Below are 23,675 nucleotides of genomic sequence, written 5' to 3'. Positions count from 1 at the left end.
AGTGCTTCTATCAGTACGACGTGGCAATCTCAGCGATAGGTTTTCTTACTTTTCCGTGTTAACAATATATAAACTATTCATATACAAATCTCAATAACTCATCTCGTCCAATTCCACCTTCCCCTTAAAGGTCATAAATACAAAAGTGGTATACGCTACCACCAACGGCACGCCAATGGCAGCCACGGTAAGCATAATGCCTAATGTTTTTTGCGATGAAGAGGCATTATAAATTGTAAGGTTATTAGCCGCCCCCTGTGTCGATATCAGCATGTTGGGATACAGTTCCATGGCTACCAAAACCATGAGTAAACTAATAGTTACTGCCGATGATATAAATGCGAACAGGTATTTGCGCTTGGTGATCTGCCGGGTAATATTGGCTATAGCCAGCACCATCATTACCGGCACTATAAACAATTGCGGGTAACGGCGGATAGCAGTTGCCATATGCGGCAGGTACAACAGAGTGTAAAACGAGGTCAGTAATATCATGATCACGAAAAAGATGGTCGCGTTCTTTACAATAATGGTGAGCTTGGTGTACAAGCGGTTCTCGGTTTTCATTACCAGGTAAATGGCGCCATGCATCATTAGCAAAGCAACCGTTGTTATACCGGTTAATATCGCATAAGGGTTTAAAAACTCTGTAAAGTTGCCACGGAAAACATGATCGGGGCCCAAGTTGATGCCTTGCGTAACATTGCCCAATATCACGCCCAGCAAAAAGGCGATGAGCGTACTGGAGCAGCAATAGCTGATGTCCCACATTCTGCGCCACCAAAGCATAGGCTCTTTACTCCTGAACTCGATGGATATGGCCCTGAACACTATCCCCATTAAAAACAGCATAAAAGGGATATAAAATGCCGATAGCAGTGAGGCATAAACTTCCGGGAAACCGGCAAACAGCGCACCGCCACCAATCACTATCCAAACCTCGTTACCATCCCAAACGGGGCCAATAGCGTTAAGTGCAACGCGGCGGCTTTCTTCTTTTACAAAAAACAGGTGCACAATGCCCGCGCCCAGGTCAAAGCCGTCTAAAATAATATACCCTGTAAATACCGCCCCAATGAGCAAGAACCACCAGGTTTGATAATCAATACCAAATAATGTTGCCATAAATGTTTAAGCTAAAGTATCAGCCATTTCAATGTGCCGTGGACTGTGGTCCAGGTTCTCTTCGTCAAACGGTCCGTGTTTAATCTTCTTGTTCAACAAATAAATAAACAGTATTAACAGTACCAGGTACACCCATGTGAACAATATCAATGAAAAAATAATCGAGCCCGCTGATACCGCTTGCGACAGTGCTTTTGATGTGCGCAACAAGCCATACACCACCCATGGTTGGCGGCCAACTTCGGCGCTATACCAGCCAACCTGGTTGGCTATCTGCGGCAGTAATACCGAGTACGAAAAAATGAATAACAGCCATTTTTTATCGAAGAGCTTACCGCGCCACCATAAAAAGCAACTGTAAAGCGTTAGCGCGATGAGAAACATGCCAATGGCCACCATGAGGTGATAGGTTTGAAAAACAAAGTTTACCGCGCCGGGTCTGTCTTCCGTTTTAAAATTATTGAGGCCGGTTAAGGGTTGTTTAAAACTGCCCGTTGTTAAAAAGCTCAGTCCGCCGGGGATGTATAAGCCATGCGTTTCTTTATTCTTTTGATCAACGTAGCCTAACAGGTACAGGTCGCCGGGTTTTGATCCGTCATAGTGGCCCTCTAAAGCAGCCAGTTTGGCTGGTTGGTACTTGGCTACAACATCGGCCGATTTATGCCCTACAAACAACTGCGCGCAGGCTGATACGGTTGCTACCACTAAGGCTATTTTAAATGCCGACTCGGCAAATTCTATATATCTTTTACGCCGCAGGTAATAGGCGGCAATACTGAGCACCAAAAAAGAGCCTGATAAGAACGAGCCCAGCCAAACATGCGTTAAACGCTCAATGGATGATGGATTAAATACCATAGCCCAAAAATCGGTGATCTCGGCGCGGGCCTTTAAGCCTTCGCCAACTATGTGATAGCCTGCCGGGGTTTGCTGCCATGAATTAGCGACTACTATCCATACCGCCGAAAACATACTGCCCAGGGTAACCATTACGGTCGAAAAAAAATGTACGCCGGGCCTTACCTTGTTCCATCCAAATAATAACACCCCCAAAAAGCCCGATTCTAAAGCAAAAGCGAAGATACCCTCGGCTGCCAGCGCACTGCCAAAAACATCGCCCACGTATTTAGAGTATACGGCCCAATTGGTACCAAACTCAAACTCCATTACAATACCGGTAGCCACACCAATACCAAATATCAAAGCAAACACACGCACAAAAAACTTCGTCATCTGCTCGTACATTTTGTTGCCCGTTTTTAGGTATATACCTTCCATTATCACCATTACCAAACCCAGGCCAATGCTTAAGGGCGGGTATATGTAATGGAAGCCAATGGTAAAAGCGAATTGTATGCGAGCAAGTATTTCAACATTCATATGCTATCCGGTTTGGGTTAATATACAGGCAAATGTCGGTATTGCTACAGCTTATTTACTTCCATTAGTAAGTTAATTGCAATTTAGAAAAAATATGAATTGTAACGGTGGCGTTACTGTGTGGAAATTTTTGAGTAAGGAAAAACTCTTTAAGTCATGCCGAATTTATTTCGGCACCCCACGCGCTAGTTTGCTAACTATATATATCATGTATACCCACATAATGAGGTGCTGATCCCAACGAAAGTCGGGACAGCATGATCTTTTGAATTTACAAAAAATCCTCCCTCACCGGGCTAAAAGCATCTACCAGCATCCCCGGCTCTAAACAGGTTACACCATGCACCACATGCGGCGGCACATAATACCCATCACCCTGTTTAATAATCTTCACTTCATTGCCAATGGTCATTTCAAACACACCGCTCTCAATATACGTAGCCTGCGAGTGCGGGTGGCTGTGCATAGCGCCAATGGCGCCCTTTTCAAACTTTACTTTTAACAGCATCAGTTTATCATCATAGCCAAAAACCTGGCGCTGCACGCCGTTGCCAAGGTCTTCCCATTTAATTTCGTTCTCAAACTGGAACTCGCTGCTTGCAGGTGCGCTCATATTAATTTGCTGTGGTTGGTTTAATAATTTGCTTTTTTAAGGTATCCGGATGTAAGCTTTTTAAAGTGTCTGCCTTTAATTTTAACGTATCTGTTTTCGGTTTAACCAACTCAATTTTAGGTAAAGTTGGTTTAACAGTCGTTGCTGCTCCTTTCTTTTTAACTCCGGTTTTGGGTGTTGCTTTTTTAGATACAGGCTTTGCAGTATATGATGACGGTATGATAGACTCTTTAGATACAGGTCTGTCTTTCGGCTTCCAAATAAAACCTTTCAATATCTTATCATCTTCCTTAACAGCAATAAGGGGTATATCGCGCAATGATGTTTTTACAGTAAATGTTGTAGCTGCCAGTTCGCCCTTCAAAAAATTTACCCTAATACGGCTGCTGGCTGTGCGCGTCAGTTCGGTAGGTTTATTTAAACTATCGCGCTGGTAATATATGGTTTCGGCATTGCCGTCAACAAATATCTTGTCAATTTTGCCATCTTTAAAAAAGCCCCGCATTTTACGTCCGCCTATCTGGTTAAAATTAATGGAATCGGTTTTAACAATATTGACGACAAAGGCATGCGGCGCAAACGCGATGTTATCTATCTTTTTATTCCTGATCTGCAGGTTAATGGTATCGCCCGATAACTGCGACCCATTCGACCATACCATCGGGTTAACATACATACGTGCGGTCGAATCGCTATAGCTGTAAAAAATTGAATCAGCCTTCGCCTGCAGGTCCGATTTAAATATTTTGGCCTTATGAAAGGCCGAGAGTATCCGCACCCTTGCCGTATCGGCCAGTTTTACTTCGTAGGTTATGTTAACCGAATCAATTGGCGCGGCCCTGGCAGGCAGCAGCTTTTTGTTCGATTTTTTCGGTGCTGTTTTAGCCACGTGTATGGATGTATCAATTGGCGCCTTAGGAAAATAATCGCGGTGCAGGTGGCTGGTACTATCTACCAGTATGGGCAGTCGCTGCATTTCCAAAACTTTAGGCGCTTTGGTGTATACTATAGACGCTACAGCTTTTATAGATGTATCCCGCAAGGCATAAAGCCTCCTTTTAGCCCTTGTTTCCAGTTCGGTTTTTCGGGTGGTAATTTGCGTTTCAATAGTATCGGCCGCCATAAATATCGAATCGCGCTTGTTTTTTGCGGTATCTGTTTTTAGCGTTGGCCGTGCAAGTGTATCTGGTTGTTTCACTTCAACCGGTTTTCCTGTTTTTACATCAATATCAACATGTTTAATGGTATTAGGTACAGGTGTACCAACACGTTCGGCCAATGTTTTTTTAACGGGGATAGGTTTGTTTATTATGGAGTCTTTTTTCTGTGTTGAGTCGCCGCCGGTTTCCAATACAACATAGGCGTTTTCGGTAACTACCGTTCGCTCATCGGGTTTGGTATATTCAGCCTTATCGCCTTTTATGGTTATTTTTTGCTCGGTATCATTAAAAGTAATATGCTTTAAAGCTTTACCGTAGCCTTTCAGCCTGTCGTAAAACAAACTATCGCCTTTTAATGATTTTGATCCGCTGGTATATAAGTTGTTTTTTGAGAAAAACGCCTGCTCGCTTTTGGTATCATAAGTGCCCCACTCGGTGTACAAAACATCGTTATCTTTTTTGCCATAAATGTGTGTAGGCCCATAAAAATAAGATATGCCCGTGCCCGAATTATACCTTAGCGTATCGTTTTTTATAATAGCATCGGTAGTATTCATCACCACATCATACTTAAAATAAGCATCGCGCGAGCTGGCAAAGTAATATCCGTTTTTGCTGGTGAGCGTATTATCCTGATTTATCAGTTTGCCCCCGCCGGTGTAATTGCCAATGCGTAAGGCTGTGTTGTAAGTAAGGTAATCGGTAGTTAATGTAGCATCCTTATCAACCATTTTAACATGGTCGGTCATCACAGCTATTTTGGTATTGCCATCATAGTGAAGCTTGTCGCCATAAATGTGCAGGGTATCGCCTTGGTTTATTACTACGTGGCCAAAGGCATCGCACATGTTTTCCTTAACAAAAAAGTATGCGCTGTCTGATGTGAGCGTAGTAACATCTTGCTTAAATATCGCTTTAAAAAACTTTGTGGTTTGTACGTTGTTGATCAGCGTATCGTGAAACTTCTCGTAATGTACCAACTCAATGCGCGACGGCTTTTTTTGGGCCACAACAGTAAATGCACATAACAAAAACAAAAGGCTTAACAGGTACTTATTCACAGTGCAAAATTAGTTTTTTGGTTGGGGTAAATAAATTAAATATTTTTGATGATGCTTCCTGTTCAACGTTTCACCGATTTTATTGAGCTGCACCACCTTTTTTCGCCTTCAGAGCCTGTGCTTGCGGCGGTTAGCGGTGGCCGCGATTCGGTACTCTTAGTACATTTATTAAAGCAGGCAGGCTATACCTTTGGTATTTCACACTGTAATTTTCAACTCCGCGGTGCCGAATCCGACAACGAGCAGCAATTTACCGAAGAACTTGCCAAACAACTCGGCGTACCATTTTACACCACCAATTTTGACACCCAAGCCTACGCTGCCCAAAAACACATCTCGATACAAATGGCCGCGCGCGATTTGCGTTACCAATGGTTTGATGAAATAAGGGCCGGCTTTGGCTACAGTAAAATAGCGGTAGCGCACCATCAGAACGATTCTGTTGAAACGATATTGCTTAACCTTAGCCGTGGTACCGGTATTGCAGGTATGCATGGCATTTTGCCCCTTAACGGAAATATTGCCCGGCCCCTGCTGTTTTTGACCCGCGATGAGATAGATACGATAGTTACCGCCGAAAATTTAAGGTATGTTGAAGACAGCTCCAATGCCTCGGTAAAATACGCGCGAAATAAATTGCGGCATGAGGTTATCCCGAAACTAAAAGAGCTAAACCCGCAACTGGAGCAAACCTTTAAAAAGAACATGGAGCGTTTTCGCGAACTGGAGTTATTGCTGGAAGACACATTAGCTCGCATTAGAAAAGAATTGCTTACCGAAGCGATTGGCGGGATATACATCAATATCGCAGGTATCAAAAAGTTGATCCCGCAAAGGTTATTACTGTTTGGCTTACTATCCCCATACGGGTTTAACCAAACTTCGGTTGATGATGTGATCGCATCGTTCCATAAACATTCAGGCCGTACATTTGAATCTGCCGGGTACCGGTTGATACTGGATAGGGGGCAACTCATCATCAGCAAACGCAAAACTGAAGTTACCGGACCGGTTTTGATCTATGAGCATACGCACGAGGTAGTTTTTGGCGATCATAAGCTTACGCTGATACCCGATGATTCTGCCATGATCGTAAAGGGTAACCCGATGGCTTTTTCGGCCGATGCAGATAAGCTTACCTACCCTTTAACACTACGCCATTGGCATGAAGGTGATACTTTTTACCCTTTGGGAATGAAAGGAAAAAAGAAACTGAGCGACTATTTTATCAGCGAGAAAATACCGCTGAACCAAAAGGCTGATATCCCCGTATTAGTAAATGGTAATGGCGATGTGATATGGATAGGAGGGATGCGCCCCGATGAACGATATAAAGTAGCAACACACACCAAAAAAGTTATTATCTTCGAACTGTACAAGACGAACTTATGAGTGATAACCACCCCTTTTTGGAAAAACAATACCTCGGCCGCGAGTGGATACCTATTACCATCCGCCTGGTAATGGCCATTTTTTGCTTTGCTATTTTCTTTTTTACCGATGAACGTGAGCGCAGCAGCGACCTGCTACTGGTAGTGGGTTTTGCTATTTTAATTATATCGGCAATAATGGGGTTTCTGCTGCATTTTCGTACGCAGGTAATTAATAAAAGTATCCTGTTGGATGGGCTGTGGACAACCCGCCTGGTTAAAATAGACCTGAACAGTATCGTAAAAATTGAAAAAGGGGTTTATAGCCGTTACTTTTTTAACAACCCGGTTTATAACCTGCATAAAAGAGGTACCATCCGCTTTTACACCTCCGGAAACGACGCCATACACTTAACCGACCGTGATGGCCTGGTGTATATCATCGGCTCGCAACGTGCGAATGAATTATTGCGGGCTATTAATGAGGAAATGAAAAAGTAGAGGGTTTCGCTTACTTTTCAACTGCCGAAAATACTTCCAGCAAAATATTCCATTTGTGGCTGGCATCAAGCTCCCATATCCTAACGTAATTGTAGTTACTTGATATGCCTCCTTTTTTAATTATGGCGGTGCCATAGCTGTAAGCCAGATCGTTACTTGCTGCGCGGCCTACACTGCTGGTTTTGGCGCTGATGGATATTGCCTGGTTATTAATAAACTTCATGATCTTATCGGTACCGATAAGCGGCTCAAAGCCTGGGAAATAATAATGCGCCTCAGGGCTAAAAAACTCTTTATAAGTTGCCAACGCAGATATATCAAGCGAATGGTTAAACATATCATCTGTACCCATGATCAGCTTTTTTGCCAGGAACGGGTCCTTGCTTGGGGGCAACACTTTACCGGTGGGATCTTTCAGGTCAATTATTTCAGGTTGCTCAGGCTCAGGGTGTTGTACACCAAGGTCTATCAGTAATTTTAATTTGCCGTTGGCATCAGTGCGCCAAACAGAAACATAATGGCCATACACTTTATCAGTATCGGCAGCGCTGTTTTGGTATATATACGGGCCTGCTGTAAAGGCAAGGTCGCCGTTGGCAGATATACGGCCAAATTTTGGTACCCAGCTTAAGTTGCCAGGCTGCTTATCAATACGGGTATAAAATTCTTTAGCGCTAACCGCGTTTGGCCTGAAAACGATGGCATCATCATCAATAGCAGATAAAAAGCCTTCTTTAATGCCTTTTTTCGCAACGGCTTTATTAAAAGCTTCTTCGGCAGCAACCACGGTTTGTACCTCGGCGGCTTTTTGTGCTAAAACAACTCCCGAAAATAAGATTGAAAAAACAATAGCGGCAATAACTTTCTTCATTTGTGATGGTATGATGTGTGCTCAAATGTAATAATTATACTTTGTTCCAGGTGGTGCCTTCTTTGCTGTCTTTTAGCTGGAAGCCGATATCCTGCAGGCCTATCCTTATTTTATCGGATGTGGCGTAATCTTTATTTGTTTTAGCCTCGCTACGCAGGTTAATGATAAACTCCATTACTTTAGGCAGCTCATCGTTAGCTGCTTTTTCATCTTTAAGGCCAAGTACATCTTCAATAAAAGTATGCATGGTTTGTTTCAGCAATTCAAGGTTAGTGGCGTCTATCTGCATTTTACCATCGTGTACAGAGTTAACCACACGCGATAGCTCAAATAGTTCGGCAATCAGAACAGGGCTGTTAAAATCATCATTCATGGCTTCGTAGCAACGGGTTTGCACCGCTGATACATCAACATCTGTATCTGCAGATGCTTTTAAGCCATCCAATAACTCATATGCATTCATTAACCGCCGGAAACCTTTTTCTGATGCTTCCATAGCGTCGTTCGAAAAATCGAGCGTGCTGCGGTAATGGGTTTGCAGCATAAAAAAGCGCACCGTCATGGGGCTGTATGGCTTGTTCAATATGGAGTTATTGCCGGTAAACAGTTCGTCGGGTAAAAAACTGTTGCCTAATGATTTTGACATTTTTGTCCCATTAACCGTGAGCATATTGGTATGCATCCAGTAAGTCGCGGGATTTTTACCGCAGCTGGCTACATTTTGCGCAATCTCGTTGGTATGGTGGGTAGGCATCAGGTCAATCCCTCCGCCGTGTATATCAAACTGGTGGCCCAGGTATTTGCTGCTCATGGCCGAGCACTCCAAATGCCAGCCCGGGAAACCCATGCCCCATTGCGATGGCCACTGCATCAGGTGTTCGGGTTTGGCCTTTATCCAAAGGGCAAAATCAAGCTTGCCGCGCTTTTCATCCTGCCCGCCTAAGGTGCGGGTATTGGTGAGCAGGTCTTCCAAGTGCCTGCCATTCAAAATACCGTAATCCTGTGCCTGGTTGTATTTTTCTACATCAAAATAAACCGAGCCATTTACCTCATAAGCTAACCCTTTGGCTAAAATTTCTTTCACCATTTCAATCTGCTCAATGATGTGGCCGGTTGCTGTAGGTTCAATACTTGGCGGCAGGGTATTCAATATCTTCATCACATCCCGAAAGCCTACGGTGTACTTTTGTACAATTTCCATCGGCTCGAGTTGCGATAGTTTCGCTTTTTTCGATATTTTATCTTCACCCTCATCCGCATCGCCTTCCAAATGGCCTGCATCGGTAATATTGCGTACGTAACGTACTTTATAACCCAATAAGGTAAGGTAACGGAATATCAGGTCGAACGAAATATAAGTGCGGCAATTGCCTAAATGGGCATCACTGTAAACGGTAGGCCCGCAAACGTACATGCCAACATGTGGCGCGTTAAGGGGCTTAAACTCTTCTTTAGTACGTGTTAAGGTGTTGTAAACAAACAAATTTTGTTTCATGCGGCAAACTTACATATTTTACGCAATCAGTTAATTACCGCGTTGCATTTTAGCATTATTTTAACAATGTTGGTAGTTGATTAAGTTATTCTTCAAACCACTCACATAATAAACTTAATCAACTAATCACTTCAATTGCAGATCACTGCGAATAGGATAATGGTCGGATAGTTTCCTTTCTACTACGTGATAGTTAAGCACGTTAAATACCGGGCTGCACATAATAAAATCGATCTGGAAGTTGGGGAAATCGCCGTTATAGGTTTTTACCAGTCCGCTGCCTTTTTCGTAGAAGGTGTTTTTTAGTCCCTGGGCCATTTTATTTACCGCGTATGATGTTGGCGTATCGTTAAAATCGCCGGCTACAATATATGGGTAAGGGCATTTTGCCATGTGGTCTTTAATCAGGTGTACCTGCTCGCTATGCTTTAAAAAGGCCAGCTTTAGCTTACCACCCACGCGTTTTGATTTATGGATGCTTGGCCGCTCGTGCGATAGGCTATCGAGGTACACGTAATCTTCCGACTCAAAATGGATTGACTGCAAATGCACACAATAAACCCGGATAGTTTTATCGCCTTTTTGCATGTCGGCATAAATGCACTGGTTATCGCTATTGTCGTTGTTCAGGCGTATCATCCCATGATTAACAATGGCATACTTTGTAAAAATAGCCAGACCAGTTTTATCATCATGGTTTTTATCGAAGGCTTCAAAATAAAACTGATCAGTTTTTAGCAGCCTTTTTAGCGAATCAATAATATCGTTTTTTCCTTTAGACCGTGTATAAAACTCTTCGAAAACCATAATATCAGGCTTCTGCTCATCAATAATTTTAAATATATCGCTCCGGGTAGATTCTGTTTTAGTAAAATTGAATTTCTGAAACTGGTGTACGTTATAGGCCATCATCCTGATATCTTCGGGCGAGGCCTTAGCAACATCGGGTTGCGATTTATTAAAACCAATATTATTGTTCAATACCTTCCATCCCACTAAAATACACACAAGTGAAATAAAGGCATATATTCTCACATTTATAGCCCAATAAATAATGAACAGTACATTTACAGCCAAAAGGATGGGGTAACCAATGCCAAAAAATGCGATTGGCCAAAAGTTTTTAGGATCGGTAACGGGGGCCAGGTAACTAATGAGTATTGAAAAAGCAAAAACGTAATTGATATACAGTACCAGTTTGTTAAAAAACGAAAGCTTGCTTTTAGCTCTTATCATCATCGCTGGCTTTTGATAGGGTATCTCTTTCCTGTTTGCTCAGGCTATCTAAACCCGAATTTGAAATTTTGTCTAATATACGGTCTATTTCGTCTTGTTGCGGCTTAGTATTGGTGTTTTTTGAATTTTTGTAAACTACTTTTAGTTTTGATTTTGGTTTAAACAGTTTACCAAACCATGCACCAATATCATTTCCCTTTTGTAATTGCCTGATGTAGATAAAACCCAAAAATGCGCCACCAAGGTGTGCAAATGCACCACCGGCATTTGAGCCAACTAAGCCGAACAGGTCAAAAATAACAAAAACAATGGCCAGCCATTTTAACCTTACTTCACCAAAAATAAAAAGGAATATTGTGTAGTTAGGCAGCAATGTAGCTGTACCTACAATTACAGCCATAATACTTGCAGACGCACCAACAGCAGTTGCACCATTGCGTTCGGCAGCAAACAAAGGAAACACGTTATAGGCCACTATAAAGAAAACTGCCCCTACAAGGCCCCCTAAAAAGTAAACGTTTAATAGTTTTTTGCCGCCAAGGTATTCTTCAAATATCTGCCCCATCCAATAAAACCAGATCATGTTCATCACAATGTGCCAGATACCTGCATGCATAAACATATAGGTAAGGGGTGTCCAAAAACGTGTTAACAGTGTAGGTAGATAAGATGGTACAGCGAGATAGTTGTATAAGGTTTGGTTAAGAACGTTGTGGGTTGTGGATAATGTTTCGAGTATCCCAAGAAGCCCCAACACTAAAAATACGGCAACGTTTATTCCTATCAGTAAATTTAATTTACTGCCCGAGTGTAAAACTTTTAAACGTATCTCTTCCCACATGGCTATTACAATTTAATTAATAGATATCGCGCCTGTGCAATCCCCATATCCTTATCATGATAAAACCAAATAAAGCACCACCCAGGTGCGCGAAGTGGGCCACGCCATCATTTGCCTGCATCGGGTTTACGCCCGAAAATAATTCGATAACAATGTAACCCACTGCAAAGTATTTAGCTTTGATAGGTATAGGTATCGGTATTATCATCAATTCCATATCAGGATATATCATAGCAAAGGCAATGAGTATCCCAAATATAGAACCCGAGGCACCTAAAACCGGGCCATAATATATTGCCTCAAGTTTAGATAGGATAGCCGGGTCGGTAATATCTAAATGGCTCGCCATAAACGTACCGGTTAATTGATGCACCTCAAAAGCCTGCACTGCCATGTGTAATGCCAATGCGCCAATACCGCATATAAAGTAGTAATTAAAAAAACGTTTGGAGCCCATGGTTTGCTCCAAAATAGGTCCAATGGTAAATAAGCCTATCATATTGAACAGGATATGCATAAAACCCCCATGCATAAACATGTAAGTAATTATTTGCCATGGTTTAAATAAGGGCGAATTAAAATAGAAGGCAGAAAAATGCTCCACCATATTAAAGCGCTCGCCTAACAAAAAGGTAGCTAAGTAAAAGATCACGTTAATGATCAGCAGGTTTTTTACAACAGGTGTAAGATTAGCAAGGGGCGATTGCCTGTATTGACTCATTTTATATGTATATTATCTGTCAAACCGCTCTAATAGTTCGGTTAATGTAAATGTAATAATTATCGGCTTTCCACCGAGCGAAATATTGGGCATCTGGCAGGCAAAAAGCTGGTCTATCAAAATATTCATTTCTTCTAATGATAGCTTTGTACCTGCTTTAATAGCTGCATTACGTGCCAGCGATCGCGCCAGGTTATCCCGCTTATCCAACTTTAAAGCCGACTGATTGTTTTTAAAGCCCTCCAATAAATGTTCTAACAATTCGTGTTCATTAGCATTGGGCAATTCTGCCGGTATGCCTTCAACAACAACAGTGTTTTTGCCAAACTCCCTGATATCAAAACCTAAAGCACGAATATCATTCAGCAATTCTTTAAGCAATACGTAATCCGCGGCGTTTAAGGTTACGCTTTGCGGAAATAAACTTTGCTGGCTCACGCCCGAATGGCTGTCTAATTGCTGTAAAAAACGTTCGTACAATACCCTTTCGTGTGCGGCCTGCTGGCTTACCAGCATAAAGCCCGATTTTATTTGCGACAGGATGAACCTATTATGGATCTGCGAAAGTTGTCGCTCGCTCGATTTGCTTACCTGTTGCTCTTCAACCTCGATGGATTTGTTATGAACCTCCATCTGTTGCTGCTCCACGGTATCGCGCTTGCTGATCTCGTATAACGTTTCCCAGTTTTGCGGGATGGGCGTTTTCTGATAATCTCCGCTTGGGCGGGAGGATGGTGCACGGTCTGCTTTGGCCTCAGGTGCAAAAGGGTTAAAATCGGCATTGAACCTAATGCTCGGCTGGATGATCTCTTCGAACGGTTTGGGCGTGATCAGGTGCTCAATGCTGTTCTCCTGGTCAAAATCTATTGTCGGCGTAATGTTATACCTGCCCAGCGAACGTTTTACCGCCGAACGGATGATCATATAAATAGCCTTTTCGTCCTGGTATTTTATCTCTGTTTTGGTAGGATGGACGTTGATATCAATTTTCGATGGGTCGATCTCGATAAATAAAACATATAGGGGGTAACTTTCATCAGGCAGCAGCTCTTCAAAAGCCGTCATCACCGCATGGTTCAAATAAGCGTCTTTGATAAAACGATTATTTACAAAAAAGAACTGCTCGCCGCGTGTTTTACGGGCAAATTCGGGCTTACCTACAAAGCCGCGCAGTTTGATGATGGTGGTATCTTCTTCCACCGGTACCAGCCTTTGGTTGTACTGGTTACCCAACAAATGGATAATGCGCTGCTTTAACTGTGTAGCCGGCAAATGGTAAACCTCCTGCCCATCGTGGTGCATGGTGAAAAATATATGTGGGTTAGCCAAAGCCACCCGCTGAAACTCATCAATAATATGCCTCGTCTCTACCGAATTTCCCTTTAGAAAATTGCGACGTGCAGGGGTGTTATAAAACAAGTTTTTTATACAAACAGAAGTACCCGCGTTGCATTGGCAAGGCTCTTGTTTAATGATCTCCGAACCTTCAATTTCTATGATGGTACCCAGTTCATCTTCAACACGGCGGGTCTTTAGTTCAACCTGCGCTATCGCCGCTATAGAAGCCATGGCCTCGCCACGGAAACCCATGGTGCGGATGGCAAAAAGATCCTCAGCTTTTTTTATTTTGGATGTGGCATGGCGTTCAAAGCACATGCGCGCATCGGTAAGGCTCATTCCGCAGCCATTATCAATCACTTGTATCAGCGCTTTTCCGGCATCTTTCAGTATCAGTTGTATCTTATCGGCACCCGAATCAATAGCGTTTTCTACCAGCTCTTTTACTGCCGATGCAGGACGTTGTACCACCTCGCCGGCGGCAATTTGGTTGGCAACGGCATCCGGTAAAAGCTGTATTATATCAGACATTTAAAATAATTCCCTTCAATTTCGATTTCGTTGCTAAATTAGAAAAATGATGCTATAACTTTATAGTTTTGGTGTCAGCTTCTGCTTTATTAACGATCATTAAAACGCTTTTTTATTTTTACTGTTATCGACTTATGAAAAAACTGCTTCCCGCCTTGCTTTTGCTCTGCATGGCTTGTAAACAAAAACAAAATGATGTTGATCTGCTGGTGAAAAACGCGCACGTTTACACTGTTGACGCTAAGTTTACAGAGGCCGAGGCTTTTGCGGTTAAAGGCGGTAAAATAATAGCAGTAGGTACAACTGACAGCCTTGAAAAGGTATTTAACGCAAAGCAGGTAGTTGATGCAGGAGGCAAAACGGTTTACCCCGGTTTTATTGATGCACACACGCATTTTTACGAATATGGTAATGCACTGCACCAGGTTAATCTTGTTGGGATGCAAAGCTGGCAGCAGATCGTCGATTCGGTTCAGGCTTTCTCTAAGGCAAATCCTGAAGGCTGGCTGATTGGGCGTGGCTGGGATCAGAATAAATGGGCGGTAAAGCAGTTTCCAAACAAAGCAAAATTAGATTCGCTGTTTCCGGCAAGGCCCGTAGTTTTAGAGCGGATAGATGGGCACGCTGTTATTGCCAATGAGGCCGCCCTCAATATAGCAGCCATTAAACCGGGACAAACTATTCCCGGTGGACAAATAGAAACCGACAAAGGTAAATTAACTGGTATATTGGTAGATAATGCCGTTAAGCTTATATCGCATAAAATACCTACTGATGATTACGACCATATTAAAGCAGCATTTTTAGATGCACAGGCCAACTGTTTTGCAGTAGGTTTAACTACCGTTGATGATTGCGGGCTTGATTATCCCATGGTTGGCACCATCCGCGAGTTACAAAACAGCGGCGCGTTAAAAATGCGGATGTACGTGATGCTATCTGACAAGCCTGAAAATTACACTTCTGTATTTAAAAGCGGGATCATCAAAACACCACGCCTTAATGTGCGTGCCATTAAAGTATATGCTGATGGCGCGCTTGGCTCGCGCGGGGCCTGCCTGTTAAAGCCTTATGCTGATAAAGCGAATTGGAAAGGGTTTTTGCTGAATACACCCGCGCATTATGAGAATGTAGCTATGATGATAGCCGCGAAAGGTTTCCAAATGTGTACTCATGCCATTGGCGATTCAGCCAATCGCGCAATATTAAAAATATATGCCAAAGTGCTAAAAGGCAAAAATGATAAACGCTGGCGTATTGAACACGCGCAAATTGTAGCGCCTGAGGATGTAAAGCTGTTCGGCGATAATAACATCATCCCTTCAGTACAGCCCACACATGCCACATCAGATATGCTTTGGGCGCTTGACAGGCTGAGGCAGGAACGTTTAAAATCAGGCTACGCCTATCAGCAATTGTTGCAGCAAAACCAATGGCTGCCCTTGGGTACCGATTTCCCTGTCGAAAATATTAACCCCATGTACACGTTTTATGCAGCAGTGGTACGCAAAAACCTGAAGGGTATTCCGGATGGGGGTTTCCAGATGGAAAACGCGTTAAGCCGCAAGCAAGCTTTAATGGGCATGACCATCTGGGCCGCAAAAGCAAATTTTGAAGAAAAAGAAAAGGGCAGCATTGAACCGGGCAAGTTTGCCGATTTTGTTATCCTCGATAAAGATATTATGAAAATTGATGGTGCTGAATTGCCTGCTGTGAAGGTGCTGAAGACTTATATAAACGGAGAAAAGGTGTATGAGAAAAACTAAGCTGAATATTTGCTTATGGGGTTTGTTGTTATTGTTTGTGATTCTAAATTCGGCATGTGCGCAAAGCCCTCACGCGCAAAGCCAGGCTATTATGAACGAGGAGCGTTTAACCCAAAGTGCTACAGTTTTACTGAACAACGAGCAGCAATTGGTACCACTGAAAGACCTTGATATAGCCAAAATAGCCAGTGTACACTTTAGCTATGGTTATGCCAGCGTTTTTGACAGCCTGCTGAATAAATACACCAAAGTACAATCTTTTGCAGGCATTGAGGCTAAAGCAATGAACGACCTTTCGGATGGATTGAAACTTTACAATACAGTTATAGTAACACTTACCGAAACGGAAACCAATAACCCACAGATCGTTAATTTTATCAATAGCAATAAAAGGCTTAAAAATGTAGTGGTGGTTTTATTTGGCAACGGTAAAAGCCTTGCCGGATTAGATGCTGTAAATGCCCCCATCATCTGGTGCGAACGTAATACACCCATAGCAGCTTTATACACCGCGCAGGTTGTTTTTGGCGGTGTGCCGGTTACGCAAAAGCTGGGTTCGGGCATGTCGGCAAAATACCGTGCCGGTTCAGGATATTTGACTACTAAAACCAGGTTGCAATACACCATTCCTGAAGATGCAGGTATAAATGCCAATAACCTGTTGGCTATTGATGATATTGTGAACAGCGCCATCAGACAGCAAGCTACACCTGGCTGTGTGGTATTGGTAGCTAAAGATGGCAAAGTGATATATAACAAAGCCTTCGGTTACCATACTTATGATCATAATTATCCCGACCAGGTTAACGATATTTTCGACCTCGCCTCCGTAACCAAAATATCAGCCACAACAATGGAGGTGATGCGTTTAACCGAGCAGGGTAAACTGAGTTTGGACTCCACCGTTGGCAATTACATCGCTAAAGCAAGAACAACCAACAAGAGCAATATTAAAGTGCGCGAACTGATGCTACATGAGGCCGGGTTGATACCCTACATCCCGTTTTATGAGCACATTAAGCCCGCCGATTTTAGCCGCGATTCATCCGATGCTTATCCCACCAAAGTGGCCGAAAACTATTATATGCGTAAAGGTTACTTTACAGATGTAATGTGGCCGCAGATGCTTAACTCGGCATTAAGGGTACGTGGTAAATACGAGTACAGCGACCTGAGCATGTATTTTATGCGGGAGATAGTGGAAACCGTAAGCGCGCAGCCATTAAATATTTATGTACAGAAACAGTTTTATGATCCGCTGGGCATGCAACGCGCCGGTTTTTTACCACGTAACCGTTTCAAAAAAGAGCAGATAGTGCCTACCGAAAACGATACCTATTTCCGTAAGGAATTACTGGATGGTTATGTGCACGATCAGGGTGCGGCCATGGCTGGCGGCGTATCGGGCCACGCGGGCTTGTTTGCCAGCGCTAACGATCTTGGTATATTATACCAGATGATACTGAACGGCGGTACCTACGGCGGCGTGCAGTACTTTAAACCCGAAACGGTGAACCTGTTCACCACGCGTGAATCATTGGTGAGCAGCCGTGGTTACGGGTTCGACCGTACCGACCAGGATACCACAAAACATTATCCATCGCAACTGGCATCTGCTCAAACATTCGGGCATACCGGCTATACAGGTACTTGTTTTTGGGTGGATCCTAAATATAACCTGGTATACATATTTTTATCGAACAGGGTGTACCCGAGTGATGGTAAAAAGCTAAACCAATTGCGTGTACGTGCAAACGTGCAGGATGCCATATACAGGGCCATTAGCAAGGGAATGCAATAAATTTGATACATCCCGTTTTTTTACATGCAGTTCACATAAATTGAAAATATTGAATATAACTTGCGGCGTTAAAAATCAGGAATGAACAGCTACCCGGTTTTTACATCAAAACATTAATTGATGAAAATAGGAATTGTATGTTATCCCACCTTTGGTGGAAGCGGCGTTGTTGCTACAGAACTTGGTAAAGCTTTGGCCGATAATGGCCACCAGGTGCATTTTGTAACATATAACCAGCCTGCAAGATTGGATTTCTTTTCAGAGAACCTGTTTTACCACGAGGTAGCCATATCCAAATACCCTTTATTTGATTACCCCCCATATGAACTTGCATTGGCCAGTAAGTTGGTTGATGTAGTAAGGTTTGAAAACCTGGACATTTTGCACGTGCATTATGCTATTCCGCATGCTTCGGCAGCTTTTATGGCAAAGCAAATACTGGCTACTTATGGCATTCATATCCCGGTTGTTACCACGCTGCACGGTACCGATATTACCCTTGTTGGTAAAGACAGAACTTACAAACCTGTAGTAACCTTTTCTATTAATCAATCGGATGGTGTTACAGCAGTATCGCAAAACCTGAAGGACGAAACCCTGGAGTTTTTTGAGATAGAAAAAGAGATCAGGGTAATACCCAATTTTATAGACCTGCAACGCTTTAGTATGAAAGCTAAAGATCACTTTAAAAAAGCGATAGCCCCCGCCGGCGAAAAGATCCTGATCCATACCTCTAACTTTCGTAAAGTAAAACGCACGCAGGACGTGATCAAGGTATTCTCAAAAGTAAACAAAGTTATCCCATCAAAACTGCTTATGGTTGGTGATGGCGGTGAGCGCTCCGAATGCGAACAGCTTTGTCGTGACCTAGGTGTATGCGATAACGTACGCTTTTTAGGAAAGCAGGAGGCTATAGAAGAAATACTTTCGGTAGCCGACTTGTTTATGATACCATCACAATCAGAAAGTTTTGGTTTGGCGGCATTAGAAGCTATGGCTTGTAAGGTACCTGTTATCAGCTCAAACGCGGGTGGTTTACCCGAATTGAACATTGATGGCGAAACAGGCTTTTTATGTGATATTGGTGATGTTAAGGCAATGGCGCAAAAAGCCATTTATATTTTGGAGGATGATGCCCGTTTAAACCAGTTTAAAGAAAATGCTCTGGCCCGTGCTAAAAAGTTTGAATTAAGCTTAATACTCCCCGTATATGAGGATTATTACCGCGAGGTAATAGCCAAAGCAAGCGCACTTGCGTAAAAAATATTATCTTGGCAAGGTTTATGCTTAATAAGCCTGATCTTAACACACATTGTAAAATGAAAAAACTATTTCAATTTGGCGCTATTATAGCGCTTGTAGTAACAGTAGCTACCGGCTGTAGTGTAGTAAACAAAACCGCCGGGGTTGACCGCAGCCGATTTGTAGGCACCTGGACAGTAAATAACGTAGGTTATGAAAACCTGATAGGTAATGCAGTAACTAAAGTTTTTGACCAGGCCCCGCCTAAAGATTTTGTTGGTAGCACCTGGGTATTAACTAATAGCGGTAACGGGCAATATACTTTGGTTAACGGTACATCGCAATCTATTTTCTGGTCTTACAATAATCCCGGTGGCGGTGTAACGCCTGCTTTCCAGTTTAAAAAGATATACCAGGGCGATAAAGCAAAAAATGTTGATACAGGTTATAGCCTCATCATAGGCAGTAATGATGGTACAACTATGGTATTAAAAACTCCGGTATCCATAGGTAGCAGCACGGGGTATGTGGTATATAACTTTACCAAAACAAAATAAAACCAACCAGTATGGTTTAAAATAGCGATGGTTTTTAAACCCATCGCTATTTTTTTGCCTTAATTTATCGCTGCAAATTTCAGGCAAGATGGGTTTCCTATTTCCAGCTTTTCCCCTGTATAGGTTAGTTTACCCGTAGCTTTATTGATACGGAAGATATAAATATCATCACTATTCTGGTTGGCCACCAGCAGAAAATTACCACTCGGGTCGATGTTGAAATTACGCGGTGTTTTACCTAATGATGAAGTGCGCTCCACAAATGTAAGCTTACCATTCAGCTTGTTGATGGCATAAACCTGTATATCATTCGCGTCGCCGCGATTACTACTATATAAAAACCTGCCATCGGGCGAGATATGGATATCGGCTCCGCTGCCCTTACCGGTAAAGCCATCCGCTGTAATGTTTACGGTTTGTACCTCGTTCAGTATTTCCTTCAACGTGCCGTTGTCAAAGTGATAAACGTTAATAGCCGTACCCATTTCCTGTATCAAATACAGGTATTTTTTATCCGGCGATATCGCTATATGCCTTGGCCCGTTACCCGGTTTAACCGTTATATATGGCGTTGTAGCCGGACTTAAAGGCTTTGTTGCAGATGGGTCGTATTGGCAGATATTCAGCTTATCCGTCCCCAGGTCGGTGTAAAACAAAAAGTGTTCATCGGGTGATAGCGCGGCAGTATGCACATGCGGCCCTTTTTGGCGTGCTGTATCAACGCTGGTACCTTCATCCTGTATGGTTTGTGAGGGTTCGCCTAAAGTGCCATCAGCTTTTATAGGTAATACCGATAGGCTGCCGCCTGCATAGTTAGCTACAAAAACATTTTTATTGGCTTTATCAGCCAGAATATAGCACGGCCCGGCACCAATGGATGGCTGCTTGTTTAAAAATGTTAACGCGCCTGTTTTAGGTTCGAATGAAAGCGAACTTACACTGCCTGTGCGCGCCGTGCCAACCTCGTTAACCGAGTATACAAATTTGCGGTTGCATGATACCGTAATGTACGATGGGTTATTCACACCGGTAACCTTATTCAAATAAGTCGCCTTGCCTGTTTGGGTGTTAAAGCGGTACACATAAATGCCCTCGCTTTTTCCGGTAGTGTATGTGCCGATAAGCAGATCGTATATTTTAGCTTTATGCTGCGCCTGTAAAGCAGCAGGTAATGCCATTAAAAGTATCAGGATATATTTCTTCATTGGTTTTGAGTTGATTGGTTGCGCAAATTAACAAAATGTACAGGCAACAAAAAACCTCCTGTTTTTGGCAGGAGGCTTTTTGTAATATTCTGTGCTTATTTCATTAAATGTTTCAGTTGGATAATTTCTTGTTCATCCAAAAAACGCCAACGCCCGCGTGGAAGATCTTTCTTGGTCAGGTTGGCGTATATCGAGCGGTCAAGCTTAACTACTTCGTAGCCCAGGCTTTCAAAAATACGGCGTACCACGCGGTTTTTACCGCTGTGTATCTTAATGCCAACTTCGCGTTTGCTGCCACCTGCCACGTACGATACTTCATCCGGTTTAATTAAACCGTCTTCCAGTTCAATACCGTAAGCTATCTTGTTTAGGTCACCCTGCGATAAAGCTTTGTTCAGCTCTACCTGGTATAATTTAGTGATGCTGTTACGAGGGTGCGATAATTTATCGGCTAAATCACCATCGTTGGTCATTAACAATAAACCTGTAGTGTTCCTGTCAAGGCGGCCAACTGGGTAAATGCGTTCTTTGCTGGCTTTTTCAACCAAGTGCATTACCGTGCGGCGTTCTTGCGGGTCTTCGGTGGTAGTGATATAATCTTTCGGTTTATTCAATAATACATAAACCATTTTTTCGCGCTTCAGCGTTTCGCCGTTGTAGCGTATCTCGTCTTTATAAGGGTCAACTTTAAAGCCAAGTTCAGATATTACTTCGCCGTTTACCGAAACTACGCCCGCAACTATCAGTTCATCAGCCTTACGGCGAGAGCAGATACCCGCATTTGATATATAACGGTTCAGTCTTATTTTACCTTTATCCGGATCTTGTGTTTTTGATGGGGCTGTTTTACGGCCACGCATTGTTTTTTCGGGTTTGCCCTGGTTTTCGTCAAAAAACGTTTCTCTTACCGAGCGTTCTTTTGATGCATCTTTATCAAAGCGTTTTGGTGCGGGGCCTGTGTTTTTTCCTTTGTAGCCGGTGCCTTCTTTTTTAAAGCCACCTTCGCGTGGTTTATCGCTAAAGTCTTTTGCGCCGTAAGGTTTGCGTTTAAACGCGTCGCCGCCTTCTTTCTTGAAGCCGCCTTCGCGTGGAGTATCACTAAAATCTTTTGCACCGTAAGGTTTACGTTTAAAGCTGTCGGCACCGCCTTCTTTCTTAAAGCCACCTTCTTTTTTAAATCCGCCTTCGCGTGGGGCATCGTTAAATGTTTTGCTGCCGTAAGGGGTACGTTTGCCGGGAGCGCCGCCTTCTTTAGGGCCGTCGCTAAATGTTTTGCTGCCGTATGGGCGACTTTTACCTTCGCTGGCCGGTTTGCCTTTATATTTTCTGTCGGATGAACCTTCTGTTGGTTTCGAGAAATTCTTGTTGAACGATTTCTTTTCGCCTGAGGCTTCACCATCAAATTTACGTTTCGGGCGGTCACTGTCAGTCTCGGATTTTTTAAATCCAGATCCTGCGGTTTTTGGCCGTGAAGATGTTGATGATTTACGTGTATTGTCGGAGCCACCAGTTGGAGAAGATCGGCGGCCTGAATTTGCGGGCCTGTCATCGCGACCAGTCCCTGATTTTTTAAATGCCATATTGTTTGATTAACGCTGTCTCAGCGGGGCAACAAAAGTACAGATTTAATACCATCCGCGCAAGCAAAATTTCACGCAGAATTAACAGGTAAATTTATAAAAATAATTTCAAAATTTCGCAAAACAAGGGTGTAAACCTCCCGTTTTTTTGAAAAATTCCTACAAAAAACACCTCTTAAAAATCCTACTTTAAAGCAGTTTAAACCCCGATTTTTAACGCCTAACAAACGTTTTTAAAAATTGTTTTTTACATAACTACTTGTCTGTATGTACTATATGGGGTATCTTTGCGGCAGTTTTTAACTAATTAGTTCATTAATGATCGATAAGAAAATGATTAAAAAATACCTACTTACGTGCTCCGTAATACTGGTGCTTACAATCATCTTCCATCTGTCTTTTGGGGTTGCAAAAACAAGCTTCTACAAACGAAATGTAAGCGCAAAACCTGTCTATATTTCATACAAATATAGCGGGGATAATACGCTGAATTTTGCTGATGAAATGCTGCCAAAAGATAAGAAAGTGAAAGGGAAAATGACAAGTTCGTTGAGACGACATAGTTTCGGGAACGTACAAAGTGAAATGCTGCACCGCAAGGCCGAAAAAATGTTCCCGGTAATTGAACCGATACTACAGGAATACGGCATACCTAACGATTTTAAGTTTATACCTTTAGTAGAGTCGGGTTTTAGCGAAGGCCGGTCGCCGCGTGGCGCTTATGGCCCATGGCAGTTTATGGCAGGCACCGCCCGTACTTACGGTTTAAAGGTTGATAAACGCCACGATGAGCGCACTAACCTGCGTAAAGCTACCATAGCGGCATGTAAATATTTGCTTGAATTACATGATCAGTTTAAAAGCTGGACGCTGGTTGCAGCGGCTTATAATACCGGATCGCCAAATTTGGCACGGTTGATACGCAAGCAAAGTCAAAAAAATTACTACCGCATAAAAATGAACCGCGAAACAGGTGTGTATGTATACAACCTGATAGCGATGAAGCAGGTTATTAACGACCCGCAAGGTTACGGTTACAATTACCACAAGCCTGTTTATGCCTATGTACCCGGTTTTACCGACAGTACATCGGCGTTAAACTAAGTAATAATAAAAATAAGGAGCACAGTATTGGCCCGTCTTTCAAAGTGAAAGGCGGGCTTTTTTTGTGATCGTACTTCTGGCTTACTCATCTTATGTGGTATTTCAATCCTGTGTCATAACTCCTTGTGTATTGCTAACCTTTGTAGCATAGCACCTGTTTTTTCTTTATCTTTGCAC

At 42.9% G+C, this 23,675-nt stretch carries 19 protein-coding genes; 7 read left to right on the top strand and 12 right to left on the bottom strand.

The genetic code is table 11. From position 1 onward, the window contains the following. Positions 1-90: 90 nt before the first annotated feature. The 4 genes from cydB to KXQ82_RS15815 all read right to left on the bottom strand — a co-directional run bounded on the left by cydB (position 91) and on the right by KXQ82_RS15815 (position 5,339). A complete protein-coding gene (cydB, locus tag KXQ82_RS15830) occupies positions 91-1,125 on the bottom strand; it encodes a cytochrome d ubiquinol oxidase subunit II (protein WP_219489415.1) in 1,035 nt (344 codons plus the stop codon). Between the two features lie 6 nt (positions 1,126-1,131). Further along, complete coding sequence (locus KXQ82_RS15825; protein WP_219489414.1) at positions 1,132-2,505, bottom strand: cytochrome ubiquinol oxidase subunit I; 1,374 nt, start codon at positions 2,503-2,505, stop codon at positions 1,132-1,134. Between the two features lie 271 nt (positions 2,506-2,776). After that, positions 2,777-3,118, bottom strand: coding sequence for a cupin domain-containing protein (locus tag KXQ82_RS15820; protein WP_219489413.1), 342 nt, complete (start codon positions 3,116-3,118; stop codon positions 2,777-2,779). Position 3,119: 1 nt separating this feature from the next. Next, complete coding sequence (locus tag KXQ82_RS15815; protein ID WP_219489412.1) at positions 3,120-5,339, bottom strand: OstA-like protein; 2,220 nt, start codon at positions 5,337-5,339, stop codon at positions 3,120-3,122. 48 nt (positions 5,340-5,387) lie between these two features. On the opposite strand from KXQ82_RS15815, the gene tilS reads away from it, so the two are divergent. After that, on the top strand, positions 5,388-6,731 hold the full coding sequence (gene tilS, locus KXQ82_RS15810; RefSeq protein ID WP_255563681.1) for a tRNA lysidine(34) synthetase TilS: 1,344 nt from the start codon (positions 5,388-5,390) through the stop codon (positions 6,729-6,731). Further along, positions 6,728-7,210 carry a hypothetical protein gene (locus KXQ82_RS15805; RefSeq protein ID WP_219489411.1) on the top strand — a complete coding sequence of 161 codons (483 nt, stop codon included), beginning with the start codon at positions 6,728-6,730 and terminating at the stop codon, positions 7,208-7,210. The genes tilS and KXQ82_RS15805 overlap by 4 nt, the downstream gene beginning before the upstream one ends. A 10-nt stretch (positions 7,211-7,220) precedes the next feature. Here KXQ82_RS15805 and KXQ82_RS15800 read toward each other — a convergent pair whose 3' ends face one another. The 6 genes from KXQ82_RS15800 to mutL form a co-directional block, all read right to left on the bottom strand. Next, positions 7,221-8,081 carry a YybH family protein gene (locus KXQ82_RS15800; RefSeq protein WP_219489410.1) on the bottom strand — a complete coding sequence of 287 codons (861 nt, stop codon included), beginning with the start codon at positions 8,079-8,081 and terminating at the stop codon, positions 7,221-7,223. Between the two features lie 34 nt (positions 8,082-8,115). Then, positions 8,116-9,576 carry a cysteine--tRNA ligase gene (cysS, locus tag KXQ82_RS15795; protein ID WP_219489409.1) on the bottom strand — a complete coding sequence of 487 codons (1,461 nt, stop codon included), beginning with the start codon at positions 9,574-9,576 and terminating at the stop codon, positions 8,116-8,118. A gap of 126 nt (positions 9,577-9,702) precedes the next feature. Next, a complete protein-coding gene (locus tag KXQ82_RS15790) occupies positions 9,703-10,815 on the bottom strand; it encodes an endonuclease/exonuclease/phosphatase family protein (protein ID WP_219489408.1) in 1,113 nt (370 codons plus the stop codon). Further along, positions 10,799-11,653, bottom strand: a complete 855-nt coding sequence (locus KXQ82_RS15785; protein ID WP_219489407.1) for a rhomboid family protein — start codon at positions 11,651-11,653, stop codon at positions 10,799-10,801. Before KXQ82_RS15785 ends, KXQ82_RS15790 begins: the two co-directional genes overlap by 17 nt. Before the next feature lie 16 nt (positions 11,654-11,669). Next, positions 11,670-12,374 carry a rhomboid family intramembrane serine protease gene (locus tag KXQ82_RS15780; RefSeq protein WP_219489406.1) on the bottom strand — a complete coding sequence of 235 codons (705 nt, stop codon included), beginning with the start codon at positions 12,372-12,374 and terminating at the stop codon, positions 11,670-11,672. A 12-nt stretch (positions 12,375-12,386) separates the two neighbouring features. After that, entirely contained in the window at positions 12,387-14,243 is a 1,857-nt protein-coding gene (mutL, locus tag KXQ82_RS15775) for a DNA mismatch repair endonuclease MutL (protein WP_219489405.1), read from the bottom strand. A gap of 134 nt (positions 14,244-14,377) precedes the next feature. On the opposite strand from mutL, the gene KXQ82_RS15770 reads away from it, so the two are divergent. From KXQ82_RS15770 to KXQ82_RS15755, 4 genes are all read left to right on the top strand, one after another. Next, on the top strand, positions 14,378-16,009 hold the full coding sequence (locus KXQ82_RS15770) for an amidohydrolase (RefSeq protein WP_219489404.1): 1,632 nt from the start codon (positions 14,378-14,380) through the stop codon (positions 16,007-16,009). Next, positions 15,996-17,810, top strand: coding sequence for a serine hydrolase domain-containing protein (locus KXQ82_RS15765; RefSeq protein WP_219489403.1), 1,815 nt, complete (start codon positions 15,996-15,998; stop codon positions 17,808-17,810). Before KXQ82_RS15770 ends, KXQ82_RS15765 begins: the two co-directional genes overlap by 14 nt. Positions 17,811-17,930: 120 nt before the next feature. Further along, the gene (gene bshA / locus KXQ82_RS15760) at positions 17,931-19,070 is read left to right on the top strand and encodes an N-acetyl-alpha-D-glucosaminyl L-malate synthase BshA (protein ID WP_219489402.1); all 1,140 of its coding nucleotides are present in this window, start codon (positions 17,931-17,933) and stop codon (positions 19,068-19,070) included. Between the two features lie 59 nt (positions 19,071-19,129). Continuing rightward, entirely contained in the window at positions 19,130-19,609 is a 480-nt protein-coding gene (locus KXQ82_RS15755) for a hypothetical protein (RefSeq protein WP_219489401.1), read from the top strand. A gap of 59 nt (positions 19,610-19,668) precedes the next feature. Here the strand turns inward: KXQ82_RS15755 and KXQ82_RS15750 are convergent, their stop codons facing one another. Both KXQ82_RS15750 and KXQ82_RS15745 read right to left on the bottom strand, forming a co-directional pair. Continuing rightward, positions 19,669-20,814, bottom strand: a complete 1,146-nt coding sequence (locus KXQ82_RS15750; RefSeq protein WP_219489400.1) for a lactonase family protein — start codon at positions 20,812-20,814, stop codon at positions 19,669-19,671. Positions 20,815-20,909: 95 nt separating this feature from the next. Then, positions 20,910-22,394, bottom strand: coding sequence for a pseudouridine synthase (locus tag KXQ82_RS15745; protein WP_219489399.1), 1,485 nt, complete (start codon positions 22,392-22,394; stop codon positions 20,910-20,912). Positions 22,395-22,712: 318 nt separating this feature from the next. Between KXQ82_RS15745 and KXQ82_RS15740 the strand changes: the two genes are divergently transcribed. Next, positions 22,713-23,498 carry a lytic transglycosylase domain-containing protein gene (locus tag KXQ82_RS15740; protein WP_219489398.1) on the top strand — a complete coding sequence of 262 codons (786 nt, stop codon included), beginning with the start codon at positions 22,713-22,715 and terminating at the stop codon, positions 23,496-23,498. Positions 23,499-23,675: the final 177 nt, after the last annotated feature.

This window comes from Mucilaginibacter rivuli, from assembly GCF_019391655.1.
Classification (GTDB): domain Bacteria; phylum Bacteroidota; class Bacteroidia; order Sphingobacteriales; family Sphingobacteriaceae; genus Mucilaginibacter; species Mucilaginibacter rivuli.
Note: the sequence above shows the minus strand (reverse complement) of the source record. Positions and strands in the feature narration are given on the sequence as shown.